We start from the raw sequence: 14969 nt of genomic DNA, 5'->3' as shown, positions 1-14969 counted from the left end.
AGGAGGAGTTCAACATGGATATTCAGGTAAGCGCTTTCGGAGCCTTAGTAGCCCTTATTGTAGCTGTATTTTTAATTCTGAAGAAAGTTTCACCTGCGTACGGAATGATCGCCGGAGCATTGATTGGCGGTCTCGTTGGTGGTGTTGATGTTACAAATACGGTTACCTTGATGATGGAGGGTGCCAAAGGAATTATTCCTGCGGTATTGCGCATTTTGGCTGCAGGTGTGCTGGCTGGGGTCTTGATTGAATCAGGTGCTGCAGCTGTCATTGCGGAAACGATTGTTAAAAAAGTCGGGGAAACTCGAGCGCTGCTTGCCTTGGCAATTGCGACGCTGATCCTTACGACAGTTGGTGTATTCATTGATGTAGCTGTTATCACTGTTGCCCCCATTGCCTTGGCAATTGCCAGCAAAGCGGGCATCTCAAAAACAGCAATTCTGCTTGCAATGATAGGCGGAGGAAAAGCTGGAAACATCATGTCACCAAATCCCAATGCAATTGCCGCGGCAGATGCGTTCGGTGTTCCATTGACTTCAATCATGGCAGCAGGAATCATCCCAGCTATATTTGGACTTGCTGTAACATATTTTATAGCTAAAAAATTGATTCATAAAGGTTCTAGTGTTTCCGTTGAGGAGAGCGAAACGAAAGTTAAAGGGGAGCTTCCGCTTGTCGTGCCTGCGATTGTTGCCCCATTAGTGACGATTATTTTGCTAGCCCTTCGACCATTGTTTGACATTAACATCGATCCGATGATTGCCCTGCCAGCCGGGGGGATTGCAGGAGCATTAGCAATGGGACGGATCAAACATATCAATGACTATGCTGTATCAGGACTTGGGAAAATGTCGGGTGTAGCGATCATGTTGCTTGGTACAGGTACTTTGGCGGGAATCATCGCAAATTCAGGCTTAAAGGATGTTCTCATCAACAGTCTAGATGCACTTGGACTTCCAGCCTTTGTTCTGGCACCAGTATCGGGTATCTTCATGTCTGCTGCTACGGCTTCCACGACTGCTGGTACCGCTGTTGCCTCACAGGTATTTGGAACAACTATTTTGGAAATGGGCGTAACTGCATTGGCGGGTGCGGCGATGGTACATGCTGGCGCTACAGTGCTGGACCACCTTCCGCACGGAAGCTTCTTCCACGCAACTGGCGGAAGTGTCAATATGGAGATTAAAGAGCGCCTGAAATTGATTCCGTATGAAACAGCTATTGGTTTGACACTTGCCATCGTTTCCACGCTGATTTTTGGAATCTTTAAGTTCTTTGGATAGATCTCTAGGAACATTCTATAAAACGAAAAGAAACATATATGGTCTGGATTACTTAGAAATCCAGGCCATTTCTTACAAATCACTCCGTGGTTAACGAGAGGAGACATAGAGTATGAAAATCGTAATAGCTCCAGACTCCTTCAAGGAAAGTCTGACGGCACTTGAAGCAGCAACTGCGATCGAGGCAGGCATGAAAAAGATTTTGCCTGAAGCGATCTTTGTAAAAGTACCAATGGCGGATGGCGGGGAAGGCACTGTACAATCTCTTGTGGATGCAACTCATGGAAGGATTGTTTCAAAAACTGTAACAGGCCCGCTTGGAGATGCTGTTGATGCATTTTTCGGTTTATCGGGTGATGAAAAGACGGCAATCATCGAGATGGCTGCAGCGTCAGGACTTCATTTGGTACCCAGAGAGAAACGTAATCCACTTATTACCACTACTCGAGGTACTGGAGAATTAATTGTAGCTGCACTTGACTATGGTGTGGAACAGATCATCATCGGTATTGGGGGCAGTGCTACGAATGATGGGGGAGCAGGAATGGCGAGAGCCCTTGGTATCCGGTTTCTCAATGCTGATGGAAAGGAGATCGGCGAAGGTGGTGGATCTCTTAGCGAATTGGTTTCGATCGATAGGACGCAAGCTGATAGCCGTTTGACTTCGGTAAAAATTGAAGTTGCCTGTGATGTGGATAACCCCTTAACTGGTACGAAAGGCGCATCCCGTATTTTTGGTCCACAAAAAGGCGCAACTGCAGAAATAATCGAAATACTGGATAAAAATCTTCATCATTACGCAGAAATTATCCGCAAAGATCTTGGAAAAGATATTGAACACATTTCTGGTGCAGGAGCCGCAGGTGGACTTGGCGGAGGACTGCTGGCATTCCTATCAGCAGAATTGAAAAGAGGCGTTGATATCGTTCTTGAGGCAACAAAGCTTGAACAGCAGCTGTTGGATGCTGATTTTGTCATTACAGGTGAAGGAAAAATCGACGGACAAACAATTTTTGGCAAAACACCAATCGGGGTAGCAAAAACGGCAAAACGGCACAACATCCCTGTAATCGCAATCGCTGGGAACGTAGCAAAGGACAGTGTGATTGTGCACGAACACGGGATAGATGTATTATTTAGTGTGGTACCAGGAGCGATCTCTCTTGAAGATGCTTTAGAAAATGCCAGTACGTATGTCAGAAATACTGCTGCGAATATAGCTTCACTGATCAAATTAGCCAAGTGAAAAGAAAAACCGCGACACTGTAATTGCAGTTCGCGGTTTTTTGATAGTTAAAATAGGTTACAGTCATGATGTATAAAAAAACACCACGAAAGGAGTTTTGCTAAGAAAATGTATTTGAAATCGAAATAGGTAAATAGTAAAATGGAAGTTGATATAGTGGTTTGTTTTTTTTGAAAATTTAATTCTAGCATAAAAATTAAGTGCTGTCAAGTAAAAGAGGAATCGTTGTAGGAGTGGATTTCATGAAGGAAAAGCAGCAAGACGCCTTGAGAATGGAACAAGATCGTATTTTTGTCATCATGGAAGAAATTGATCGCAAGGCTGCAAAGTGGAAAGCGAATTCTACTGAGGTTGGCTCAGATGCCCTTCAGATCAGAAAGACCTTTTGGGAGGATGTAACCGTAAATTTTGATGAAGCGGATGATGTAGCGGAAACTTTCACAAGCATCAAGCAACAAGCTGCTCTTCTGTCAGAGCGGGAGCGTACCCAATCGCAAATGGTAAAACAGCTGAAGACACTTTCCCAACTAAGGTTCTCTCCTTATTTTGGCAGAGTTGATTTTAAAGAAGAAGGCCTGAGTCAAGCAGAGAAAATATACATTGGTATCGCCTCGCTTATGGATCAACAGGAAGAAAATTTCCTGATTTATGACTGGAGAGCACCGATCTCAGGCCTTTATTATGATTACTCCCCTGGACATGCACAGTATGAAACGGATACAGAGACCATTCAAGGGGAGATGGAGCTCAAGCGCCAGTTTGTCATTAAGGCAGGGAAAATAAAGGCGATGTTCGAGGCTGGGGTAACAATCGGGGATGAGATGCTTCAGGAAGTTCTCGGCAATCATGCTGACAATCAGATGAAAACAATAGTAGCGACCATTCAAAAGGAACAAAACGAGATTATTCGCAATGATTCAAGCAGTCTTGTTGTTGTCCAAGGGGCGGCCGGAAGCGGCAAAACGTCTGCTGCTATGCAGCGAGTCGCCTATTTACTTTACAAGTACAGAAAGATCATTTCTTCAGAAAACATCATGCTATTCTCTCCGAACCCGCTTTTTAATAGCTATGTAGCGACAGTACTGCCGGAACTCGGAGAAGAAAACATGCAGCAGGCTACATTCCTGGAGTATCTTCTATCCCGTTTCGGTGCTGAATATGAGTTGGAGGATCCGTTTGCGCAGATGGAATTCCTGCTTGCAGCGGAACAGGATGAGAGCTACCAGGAAAGGGTTGAAGGAATCCGTTTCAAAGCGAGCCTGGAATTTAAAGAGTTACTGGATCAGTATGAACAGAAGTTATCCAGGGAGACACTTGTCTTTAAAAGCTTGATCTTAAAAAAACGCACGATAATTTCAAAGCAAGAGATTGCTGAATTTTATGACTCACTCGACAAGGGCATTGCCATTCCAAATAGGGTTCAGCTCGTTAAGGAATGGCTGATCAAGGAACTCAAGAAAAAAGCCAAAGCAGAAAAATCACAGCAGTGGGTAGAAAATGAAATTCAATTTCTTGAAAAGGAAGATTATCTCGAAGCTTTTAAGCAGAGTCAGAAGCACCAAGCTGAAGCTGAAGATACATTCCATGACTATGACATGGAAGCAAAATGGCTGTCTGAACTGGTTGTAAAAAGGCGATTCAAGCCATTGTTCCAGGCAGTAAAAAAACTAAAATTTATCCATTACAACGCCATTTTTATCGATTTTTTCAAGGAGGCAAGTGTTCAGGCGGAGGGTGCTCCTGATAATTGGCGATCCATTTGTGATCGGACAATCCATACCCTCAAGGCAAAATATATTTCTTATGAGGATGCAACGCCTTTTCTTTACCTTCAGGATCTCGTGGAAGGAAGGAAGTCGAACACTTCGATTCGTCATGTATTCATTGATGAAGCCCAGGACTATACCCCATTCCAATTTGCGTATATTAAAAATCTATTCCCATACAGCAAAATGACGCTGCTAGGCGATATTAACCAGGCGATTTACTCTGGTCCGACCGGTGCCCCAAGCATTTTTGCCGACGCGATGCTGGATTTTGGGGAAAAAGAAACCTATAAGCTTACAAAAACCTACAGATCTACAAAGCAGATAGTTGAATTCACGAGGCAGTTGATTGAAGAAGGAAATTTGATTGATCCCTTTCATCGTATTGGACCTAAGCCGGTAATCGTGAATCATACGGACGATGCCAACCATATGGAAAGGACGGAAGAAATCATTTCAGTCCTTAAGAACAATGGTCATAAAAATATCGCCATCATCTGCAAAACAGCAGCGGAAAGCAAAGAGGCTTTCGAATCCATTAAGAAGGCGTATGCAGCAAGATTGATTGAAAAAGGTACCATGACCTTTGAAAACGGCGTCAATGTCGTGCCATCCTATCTGGCAAAAGGGATCGAGTTTGATGCGGTCATTATTTTTGATTCCTCTTCCTACACAAGGAATGAGGAAAGGAAGTTGTTCTATACGGCTTGTACAAGGGCCATGCATGAGCTTTATATTCTTTCGAGAGGAGAACTCAGTCCACTTTTAGCCAATGTCGATCCGCAATTATTTCAGATCATGTAAAAGCAAGCCGCCAAACATTCTGGCGGCTTGCTTTTGAATTTAATTCAGCCAGTTGAATAACGATCTTTGCCTGGTTCTTTTGGGAGTCTGTTTTTGGCTAGCCTCCTGCAGGGCGGAATTCACGTCGATCAAGCCATTTCCATAATCGATATCCTTTCCTTGTTCCCCAAGGTCAATCGCAGAGTTTTTTATGATGGTGATGATTTGGGAGTTTTTTAAATCAGGGTTAACTGATTTAATCAAAGCGGCCAGACCTGCGACATGTGGAGCAGCCATCGATGTTCCAGAGAGAGCTGCATACTGAGAATGAAAAAAAGTGCTCGGTATGTTCACCCCAGGAGCAGCAATATCAATATAATCTCCATAGTTCGAAAAGCTCGCTCTGTTTCCGTTATAATCCACTGCTGCCACGCTTAAAACCTCTGGGTAAGACGAAGGGTAAGTAGGTTGATTGGATCCGTCGTTCCCTGCTGCTGATACCATTACGACATTTTGGTCATAAGCATAACGAACAGCTTCTTCCAATACTTTTGATGGCTGATAATTGCCAAGGCTTAAATTGATGACATCTGCGCCATGGTCGACTGCCCAAATGATTCCTTTTGCAATATCAAATGTAGTACCATAGCCTTTCGCTCCCATTGCTTTTACAGGTATGATCTTGCTGAACCATGTTATGCCAGCAACACCCTCCCGATTATTCGTTTCCGAGGCGATGATTCCAGCCACATGTGTACCGTGGCCATTGTCATCATCAGGTTCCTGATTTTCGTCTATGACATTATACCCTGCGACAATTCGATTCCTTAACTCGGGGTGATCCAGGTCAACGCCTGTATCGACAATGGCTATTTCAATTTGTTCTTTGCCGCGTGTAATGTTCCAGCCTTCTTCTGTTCCGATCGCTGGCAAATTCCATTGGTAATTCTCCTGATATAGCAAATCATTTGGGCTGGATACCTCGTTTTGCATCAGGATAAAATTAGGCTCTGCATATTCAACGTTCGGCCGCTCGTTGAAATATTCAACCATTTGCGGTGTTTCCATGGACGTTGACCGAAAGATATACACCGAATTTAGGTGTTTAACGACCCAGCCCTTAATGTCGCGGGTCATTTCATCTAATTCGTCAGCACTTGGTTCCGTAATAAAATCAACAGCAGCCTCATGATCATAATAATGACTTGTATCTTTTTTATTATGAAAAATAAGCGTAATATTTTCTTGAGAATGGAGATGTTTCTTGATTTTCTCTCCCGATTCAATATTATTTACGTTTGCCATAGAGTGCATCATCATAATTCGTTGGCTAGATGAGAGAGTTTTTGTATTCTGTTGATCGCTTTGAGCAGGCTCATTTTTGAACACTCCACCTGCATTAAGGGCAAGAACGAAAATTAGTAATGCCCCCAGGGTGAAAACCTTCGCCAATTTCATTGTTAAAGCCCTCCAAAAAATGAATTTGTTCTTATCATGCAAAACAAAAGGGGAAATTAACGGCGGTAATCGCTGGCAGTTCATGAATGGAAACCAACATAGGCAAAATTTTTTTCTGGTCAAAAGGTACCGTTCGCTTTTTTATATGGAATTATTTTTTTAAATCTGTTTGCCAAATTTCAATTAATCGCTACAATTAAGCATAGACGCCATTATTATGGTAAAATAAACAAAGAGAACAATTGTTCTGATTGGAAAAAAAGCAGTTTTTCATACTTTTTAACAAAAAAGAGGAATACTTAAGAATTCATTGACCTTATACAAAAAAACCGTCAATGTTGTTTGCTAGAAATGAAAGGGGTATGTTCGTGGCAAGAAATCAGCAAGCTTTTGATTATAATGATGATGCCATACAGGTACTGGAAGGCTTAGAAGCGGTTCGAAAAAGACCGGGCATGTATATTGGCAGCACAGATACGCGAGGCCTTCATCACCTCGTATATGAAATCGTTGATAACTCCGTTGATGAAGCACTTGGCGGCTTTGGGAATCACATCATCGTCAAAATTCATAAAGATAATTCGGTCAGTGTCCAGGATAAAGGGCGAGGAATGCCTACTGGGATGCATAAGCTTGGAAAACCGACACCGGAAGTTATCCTTACCGTCCTTCACGCAGGAGGAAAATTCGGGCAAGGAGGTTATAAAACAAGCGGCGGTTTACATGGTGTTGGCGCATCCGTCGTTAATGCCCTATCTGAATGGCTGGTTGTCACGATCAAACGCGATGGCTTTGTTTATGAGCAGCGATTTGAAAATGGCGGAAAGCCGGCGACTACGCTTGAAAAAATTGGCAAGACAAATCAATCAGGGACGACAATTCATTTCAAACCAGACGAAGGAATTTTTTCTACTTTGACATATAACTATGACACACTTTCTGAAAGGCTGCGTGAGTCTGCTTTTTTGCTGAAAGGCTTAACAATTGAGCTGATCGATGACCGAAATAACGAGAAAGATGTCTTTCATTTTGAAACGGGCATTCAGGCATTTGTTGAATATTTGAACGAAGAAAAAGATGTGCTACATCCGGTAGTCAGCTTTGAAGGCGAATATAGCAAATTTGAAGTGGAATTTGCCTTTCAATTCAACGATGGATACTCGGAAAACGTTCTTTCTTTCGTAAACAATGTTAGGACGAAGGATGGCGGCACACATGAAGCAGGGGCAAAGACGGCGATGACGAGAGTGTTCAATGAATATGCCCGTAAGGTTGGATTGCTGAAGGAAAAGGACAAAAACCTTGATGGAGCGGATATACGCGAAGGGCTGGCAGGAATCATATCAGTTCGTATTCCTGAGGAACTGCTTCAGTTTGAAGGGCAGACGAAGGGGAAGCTGGGGACCAGTGAAGCAAGATCCGCAGTCGACTCGGTCGTATCGGAACATCTGTCGTATTTTCTCGAGGAGAATCCAGACGTAAGTACTTTACTGATCCGAAAATCGATCAAAGCTTCCCAGGCCCGGGAGGCTGCCCGCAAAGCACGTGAAGATGCGCGCAGCGGGAAAAAGCGAAAAAAAACGGATGCCATTCTATCAGGTAAATTGACTCCAGCTCAATCAAAGAACCCGGCGAAAAATGAATTATACCTTGTGGAAGGGGATTCTGCGGGAGGTTCTGCCAAGCAGGGGCGCGACAGAAAATTCCAGGCTGTACTGCCATTGCGCGGAAAGGTCATTAATACCGAAAAAGCAAAGCTTCAGGATATTTTCAAAAACGAGGAAATCAATACGATCATCCATGCGGTCGGCGGGGGAGTAGGGTCGGATTTCAATATTGAAGATATTAACTACGATAAAATTGTTATCATGACCGATGCCGATACGGATGGTGCCCATATTCAGGTGCTATTGCTTACCTTCTTTTATCGCTATATGAAGCCCCTCATAGAAGCGGGAAAAATCTTCATTGCCCTTCCTCCGTTGTATAAAGTCAGCAAAGGGACTGGCAAAAAGGAAATCATTGAATATGCCTGGAGTGATGATGAACTACAAGGAGCCATCAAAAAGATCGGCAAAGGCTATATTATCCAGCGTTACAAAGGTCTTGGCGAGATGAATGCAGATCAGCTTTGGGAAACAACGATGGACCCTGGGACTAGGACTTTGATTCGCGTTCGAATTGATGATGCGGCAAGAGCGGAGCGGAGAGTCACAACCCTTATGGGGGACAAGGTGGAACCCCGCAGGAAATGGATCGAATCGAATGTTTCTTTTGGACTTGAGGAAGACGGCAATATTTTGGAAAATGAAAATATCTCCGTGCCAGAGGAGGTTGAAGGCGAATGAGTTCAGTGGAAAAATTTCGTGATCTTCCTTTAGAAGATGTATTAGGCGACCGATTTGGCCGGTATAGCAAGTATATTATCCAGGAACGTGCCCTTCCTGATGCTCGCGACGGCCTGAAGCCTGTGCAGCGGAGAATTTTATACGCCATGCACGTTGAGGGCAACACAAGTGAAAAGGGTTTCCGGAAGTCCGCTAAAACAGTCGGTAATGTGATCGGGAATTACCATCCACACGGTGATTCATCGGTATATGAAGCAATGGTTCGGATGAGCCAGGATTGGAAAGTGCGAAATTATCTGGTGGACATGCACGGCAATAACGGAAGCATCGATGGGGACCCTCCAGCGGCAATGCGATATACAGAAGCAAGATTATCAGCAATTGCCGGTGAATTGTTAAGGGATATCGAAAAGCGGACAGTTGAGTTCATCCCAAACTTTGATGATACGTCCAGTGAGCCTACCGTGCTCCCGGCAATGTTTCCAAACCTGCTAGTCAACGGCTCGACGGGAATTTCAGCTGGATACGCCACAGATATTCCACCTCACAATTTAGCGGAAGTGATTGATGGGGTTATTATGAGGATGGACAACCCTGCATGCACGGTCGAGGATCTGATGAAAGTGATCAAAGGACCAGACTTTCCAACAGGCGGAATTATCCAGGGGATCGAAGGGATTGCCAAAGCGTACAAGACTGGCAAGGGAAAGATTATCGTCCGTGGCAAAGCGGAAATAGAGGATACTCGTGGTGGCAAGCAACAGATTGTCATCACAGAAGTTCCTTATGAAATCAATAAGGCAAACCTGGTCAAGCGAATGGATGAATTCCGGTTAGACCGGAAAGTGGAAGGTATTTCTGAGGTTCGGGATGAAACGGACCGAACAGGTCTTCGGGTAGTGATCGAATTAAAGAAAGAAGCAGATGCAAACGGTGTTCTGCACTATCTGTACAAAAACAGCGATTTGCAAATCACCTACAACTTTAATATGGTTGCTATCAACAAGAAACGGCCAGTATTGATGGGTCTTGCAGAACTTCTAGATGCCTATATTGGTCACCAAAAGGATGTAGTAACGAAACGGTCGCAGTTTGACCTTCAAAAAGCACGAGACCGTCAGCATATTGTCGAAGGGCTAATGAAGGCTTTGTCGATCTTGGATCAAGTAATTGCTACAATCCGTGCTTCAAAGGATAAACGCAATGCGAAAGATAATTTGATCCAGAAGTTCCAATTCACTGAAGTTCAGGCGGAAGCAATTGTTTCCCTCCAGCTTTACCGCCTGACAAATACTGATATTACTGCCCTTCAAGCAGAGGCGGATGAGCTTGCCAAGAAGGTGGAAGAGCTCACTGCCATTCTTGAAAGCGAGAAAAAGCTAACGGCCGTTATCAAGAAGGAGTTAAAGGATGTCAAGAAGCGCTTCTCTGATGATCGCCGGACGAAAATCGAGAAAGAAATCGAGGAAATCAAAATCAATCTTGAGGTACTCATTGCCAGTGAAGATGTAATTGTCACAGTAACGAAGGATGGCTACGTAAAACGTACAAGTCAAAGATCGTATGCGGCATCAAATGAACAGGATTTCGCGATAAAAGATACTGACAGGCTGTTATCCCGATTAAATATGAACACAAAGGATGTCCTTCTGTTGTTCACCAATAAAGGAAGCTACCTGTATTTACCTGTTCATGAACTTCCTGACATCCGCTGGAAAGATCTTGGACAGCATGTGGCCAATATCGTACCGCTTGACCGGGATGAAGAAATCATCAAAGCTGTACCTATCACCGATTTTGAACAAAACCTGTTCTTTTTATTTGTTACGAAAAACGGGATGGTGAAGAAATCAGAATTGAGTCTTTATAAAGCTCAGAGGTATTCTAAACCCTTGACCGCCATCAATGTCAAAGGAGATGACCGGGTCATCGATGTCCATTTAACAAATGGAAACATGGATCTATTTCTTGCTTCCCATTTTGGCTATGGCTTATGGTTCAGCGAAGTAGACGTTAGTCCAATTGGAATCCGCGCAGCCGGGGTTAAGGGAATGAATCTAAAGGATGAAGACTATGTCGTGGGCGGTAAAATCATCGATGACAATGAAAATCCATCCATTGTGATTGCAACCCAGCGCGGCGCAGTGAAGAAAATGAAGCTTTCTTCTGAATTCGAGAAAACATCCCGTGCAAAACGCGGAGTCGTGATGCTGCGAGAACTGAAGGCAAATCCACATCGGATTATCGGTGTTGAAGCTGTCAAGGGAGAAGATGAACTATTCTTCCTATCTGAAAAGCAGCAGATTGTTTCGCTAAAGGCAGCAGATTTGAGGAACAGTGACCGTTACACAAATGGGTCCTTCATTATTGATGAAAATGAAACAGGTAAACTTAAATCCGTTTGGAAAAGGGAAAATAAGGAAATAGACTAAAATAAAATGATGAAAAAACACAGCGGATTTGCTGTGTTTTTTTTATATAAAAAGACTAAAATTTCTCTCGATAAGTGTATTTTTTTCCCATATAAAGAGATATTAACTATAAGGGAGGAATTCACAATGAAAAAGGAAATTTTAATCATTATCACCGCATTCTTTTTAATGTCGTTGACAGCACTAACAGGAGCATACGCAGGTGAATCGAAGGAAACGGAGTCAGTAACAGGAACGAAAGAAAAAGTGGATGTTACAGGTGATGGAAAAAAAGATCTAGTTTTTGTAAAAGGTATCCCATTTGAAGAAGGGACACGGTACCTCAAGGAGATTTATCTAAAAATCAAAGCATCAAATGGCAATACATATAAGATTGATCTCGATGGAGGGTATGACCCGACCACAGAATACAAAGATCTTAATCACGATTCGGTAAAGGATATTTTCGTCAGCATTCCTACTGGAGGGAGTGGAGGATTGTCGAATTATTATTTATACACCTTAAAAGATTTTAAGGTTGTTAATTTGTCTGTACCGGAACCTTTATCTGTCACAAGCCAATTCGAAGATGGTTACAAGGCCTCTGTTCGAATAGAGCAAACAGGGCAGTCCTACAGTTTTGATTTAAGTGAAAGAAAAGTGGACTATGACAGACTTGGTCTTTATCAAGATGGCAAATTGAACGAACCGACTGAATTGATGGTGCTACCATTCGGAAGTTTAAAGCCATTCAAAGGCGAAGCTGGACAATACGAATTAATCGGGATACAGCGAATAAACGGTGCCTACAATGCTGACGGTATTGCAAACCTGGAATCAACCTGGGTATATGAAAAGGGGACCTGGAAACTGCAGCACGCAAAGGTAATCGAACTGAAGTCGCATTAAAATAGAGGGAATGGCCATATAAGAAGCTGAACCACGAAAAAACACAGGCTAGTACTGTGTTTTTTCGGTTTACAAGTAAATAGAGGATACCTTTTGTTTTGCATAATAATATTATGTAAAGTTGAGTCAGAACATAAAATTGGTGGTTAGGATAAAGCACCCGACGAAAAAGCATGAAATATTCGCTTGCCATGTAAATTAAATGATTTTTTTTATTTTATCTCACTGATTTAAGTATACTCTAATATTGAGATATATTTTATTTAACTTCCGAGAATTTATGTTATGTAAACTAAAAAGAATTTTTCGTTAAGGCATCACGAACCCTTCTCCTCCTGCCCGATTGTCCGTTTTTAAGAGAATATACTATATTAATAAATAATGGTTATTTAGGGCTTTTTTTGAATCTGATTTCGCTATTCAGGATGGCTGCATCATTCTCCTTCTTGTTTGTTGCCTTGAAACTAGAATGCAGAGTCATAGCAAAAATTATATAACTATCTATCCTTAAAAAAGCAGAAACAGAGGATTTATCTGGTTCTGCTTTTTTCTAAAGATATTTAGTCTATCGCCGGTTCTGGCAAAAAATTGTCTGACGTCCTTCCTGTTCATTTTCCTCGAAGTAGAGAACTCTCCAGTCACTGAATTCTTTCAGCAATTCATTCGACTCCAGTTTATATTGATTCGAAACACTCTGGTTTCCCGAAGAACCATTTTGAAAAAAGGTTTCTATGAACAAATATCCATCTGTTTTAATCCATTCCTTCATCAGTGGAAACAATGAACGATCAAGATAGTAGGTCACCACCGCCAGATCATATTTCCGGCCTGTAAAAACCGAAGTTTGTTTAGTAAGATCAGCAGTTTTAACAGTAATATTCAGCTTATTACAGGTCGCCTGCTCTTGAACATAGTCAACAGCCACATCCGATATATCAATTGCTGTCACTTCATAACCTATCTCGGCAAGATAATAGCTATTTCCTCCAAGGCCACACGCGATGTCGAGTGCTCCCCCTCCCGTCAAGTAGCCTGACTGCATCATTAATCTAGTATTTGGTTCTGCTTCTGTTTTCTTAGTCAATCGATCCTTGTATTTTGAATTCCATTTTTCTTGAGAATCCAATCATATCCCTTCCTTCTAAAACTGGAGTTATTACGAATATATCATATTAAAATATTTTACTTATTCACAGTTCTATTTTTAGATTATTCAGAAGATATATTTAAAACGTACAGGCGTTCAGGTTCTGGTTTTGGCCTGAAATCTGCCATGCTTTTCCCTTTGGCACGGCCGAACAATTCGACGGTTACTCTTCTAGGCAGATATTTGACCAGGTTTCTATTCACGAGAGCGCTTAAAGTGATTACATCATGCAACGGTGCTCCCTGGATACCAGGTACATTCTCTTTATAAGCTTCAAAGTAATAATCGTATACAGGTTTGATCAGATTTTTGAAAGGAGACTGGCTGTTCTTTGCAAGGTAGTCAATGACAGCTGGTGGGACGATGGCTTTATTGGTAATGTTCAGCGGATGAAGAAAAACATTTCTTGCCTTTTCCAGAACCTGATTGGCTGCAATCGGATCTGCATAAAAATTTGCTTCAGCTTCTGCTGTGACATTTCCGGGAACTAGGAATGCTCCTCCCATGATATAAAAAGCGTTAACAGTTTTGAAGGCATCCTCGCCATACAGGATAAATGGGATTGCCAGTTCCGTTTGCCTTCCGACAGCGACAATCACTAGATTATCCGGGTATTCATTCACAAGATCCAGAATCTTATCAATATCAAAAACTTCTACCTCTCCAAAGTCCGCTGGCGGCCTGATTGGACCAAGACCTTCGGGACCATGGATTTCTGGATAAAAGGTTGCCAGTTCACCGGATAATGGGCCAGAAGCGCCAGCGATGATTGGTATTTCTTCTCTTCCACCTAGCTGCAATAAATAGGCAGCATTGTTGATTGCCTGTTCTTTTGTAATGTTTCCATAGCCGGTTACGACGCCGACAATATTCAGCTGCGGATGTAGCAAGGCATACATCAAGGCCAGTGAATCATCCACCCCGGAATCCGTAAACAAAAGAATATTGTACATGGCTCTCCCCCATTTTCTTCGACATTGGTTTATTATATTCTAACCTTTCTTTTTGAATTCCTCCGTAAAAAATCAAGGAGATTAACAATTGTTGACGCTCAAAAAGGCTGCTTCCTTGGATTGGCAGCCTTAACTTCTTGAATTTAATCAGCAAGCTTCAAAGCAGTATTTGCATTATCTAGATCCACTCTGATTTGTTCACTGAGGTCGTTTGGATGATAAAATCCAGTTTCAATCAGATAGTTGGTGATGTTTTCATGGCTGGCTACAGCGGACCTTAATTGTTCCCGAAAAGCATCTCTTAACTCGGGAGTGGCGGTTTCTGTGATGGCAAAAGATAGATTGCGGATTGTTGATTTAATGGAAATCAAATAATCTGCCGCAATTACTTGATCCGTCATCCCAGCCATTCCAGCTAGGTTATGCAAAATTGTCATACCTGATTTACCTCCCTCCTGTACAGCTCCTTCATCCGTTCAATGTGTGTACTTGATGCAGCTACTTCATTTGTCAGGATTTCTTTCAGTCTCATGTCTTTTACAAGTAAGCCCATTGTGGTGGCTTTGGTCAATGTGACCGTTTTAAAAATTAGTACCTCATGCAATTCAAGGGTTTCATGTATTCCTAGATATTTGGTCATTGGTATTGGTTTTCCTCCCAAAAAT

General features: G+C 42.4%; 11 protein-coding genes. 6 read left to right on the top strand and 5 right to left on the bottom strand.

The annotated features are described in order from the left end of the window. Positions 1 to 14: 14 nt before the first annotated feature. The 3 genes from UB32_RS03335 to helD all read left to right on the top strand — a co-directional run bounded on the left by UB32_RS03335 (position 15) and on the right by helD (position 5099). Positions 15 to 1283: a GntP family permease gene (locus UB32_RS03335; RefSeq protein WP_044391191.1), complete on the top strand. Its 1269-nt coding sequence runs from the start codon at positions 15 to 17 to the stop codon at positions 1281 to 1283. A gap of 112 nt (positions 1284 to 1395) precedes the next feature. Next, positions 1396 to 2529 (top strand): glycerate kinase, encoded by a 1134-nt coding sequence (locus tag UB32_RS03330; RefSeq protein WP_044391190.1) that lies wholly within the window; start codon positions 1396 to 1398, stop codon positions 2527 to 2529. A 242-nt stretch (positions 2530 to 2771) separates the two neighbouring features. Further along, the gene (gene helD, locus UB32_RS03325; protein ID WP_044391188.1) at positions 2772 to 5099 is read left to right on the top strand and encodes an RNA polymerase recycling motor HelD; all 2328 of its coding nucleotides are present in this window, start codon (positions 2772 to 2774) and stop codon (positions 5097 to 5099) included. 39 nt (positions 5100 to 5138) lie between these two features. Here the strand turns inward: helD and UB32_RS03320 are convergent, their stop codons facing one another. Further along, a complete protein-coding gene (locus UB32_RS03320) occupies positions 5139 to 6536 on the bottom strand; it encodes a S8 family peptidase (RefSeq protein WP_044391186.1) in 1398 nt (465 codons plus the stop codon). Positions 6537 to 6904: 368 nt separating this feature from the next. Here UB32_RS03320 and parE point away from each other — a divergent pair, with 368 nt between their 5' ends. From parE to UB32_RS03305, 3 genes are all read left to right on the top strand, one after another. After that, positions 6905 to 8884 (top strand): DNA topoisomerase IV subunit B, encoded by a 1980-nt coding sequence (gene parE / locus UB32_RS03315; protein ID WP_044391185.1) that lies wholly within the window; start codon positions 6905 to 6907, stop codon positions 8882 to 8884. Beyond that, positions 8881 to 11316, top strand: a complete 2436-nt coding sequence (parC, locus tag UB32_RS03310) for a DNA topoisomerase IV subunit A (protein WP_044391183.1) — start codon at positions 8881 to 8883, stop codon at positions 11314 to 11316. Before parE ends, parC begins: the two co-directional genes overlap by 4 nt. 126 nt (positions 11317 to 11442) lie before the next feature. Next, on the top strand, positions 11443 to 12204 hold the full coding sequence (locus UB32_RS03305) for a hypothetical protein (protein WP_052806937.1): 762 nt from the start codon (positions 11443 to 11445) through the stop codon (positions 12202 to 12204). 565 nt (positions 12205 to 12769) lie between these two features. Here UB32_RS03305 and UB32_RS03300 read toward each other — a convergent pair. The 4 genes from UB32_RS03300 to UB32_RS03285 form a co-directional block, all read right to left on the bottom strand. Continuing rightward, positions 12770 to 13330 carry a class I SAM-dependent methyltransferase gene (locus tag UB32_RS03300; protein WP_052806936.1) on the bottom strand — a complete coding sequence of 187 codons (561 nt, stop codon included), beginning with the start codon at positions 13328 to 13330 and terminating at the stop codon, positions 12770 to 12772. A gap of 83 nt (positions 13331 to 13413) precedes the next feature. Continuing rightward, the gene (locus tag UB32_RS03295) at positions 13414 to 14304 is read right to left on the bottom strand and encodes a nucleoside hydrolase (protein WP_044391181.1); all 891 of its coding nucleotides are present in this window, start codon (positions 14302 to 14304) and stop codon (positions 13414 to 13416) included. A gap of 143 nt (positions 14305 to 14447) precedes the next feature. Next, entirely contained in the window at positions 14448 to 14741 is a 294-nt protein-coding gene (locus UB32_RS03290) for a spore coat protein (protein ID WP_044391179.1), read from the bottom strand. Continuing rightward, complete coding sequence (locus UB32_RS03285; RefSeq protein ID WP_044391251.1) at positions 14738 to 14944, bottom strand: hypothetical protein; 207 nt, start codon at positions 14942 to 14944, stop codon at positions 14738 to 14740. Before UB32_RS03285 ends, UB32_RS03290 begins: the two co-directional genes overlap by 4 nt. Positions 14945 to 14969: the final 25 nt, after the last annotated feature.

Source organism: Mesobacillus subterraneus (genome assembly GCF_000934845.1).
GTDB lineage: Bacteria > Bacillota > Bacilli > Bacillales > Cytobacillaceae > Mesobacillus > Mesobacillus stamsii.
This window is presented reverse-complemented; position numbering and strand designations above follow the sequence as displayed.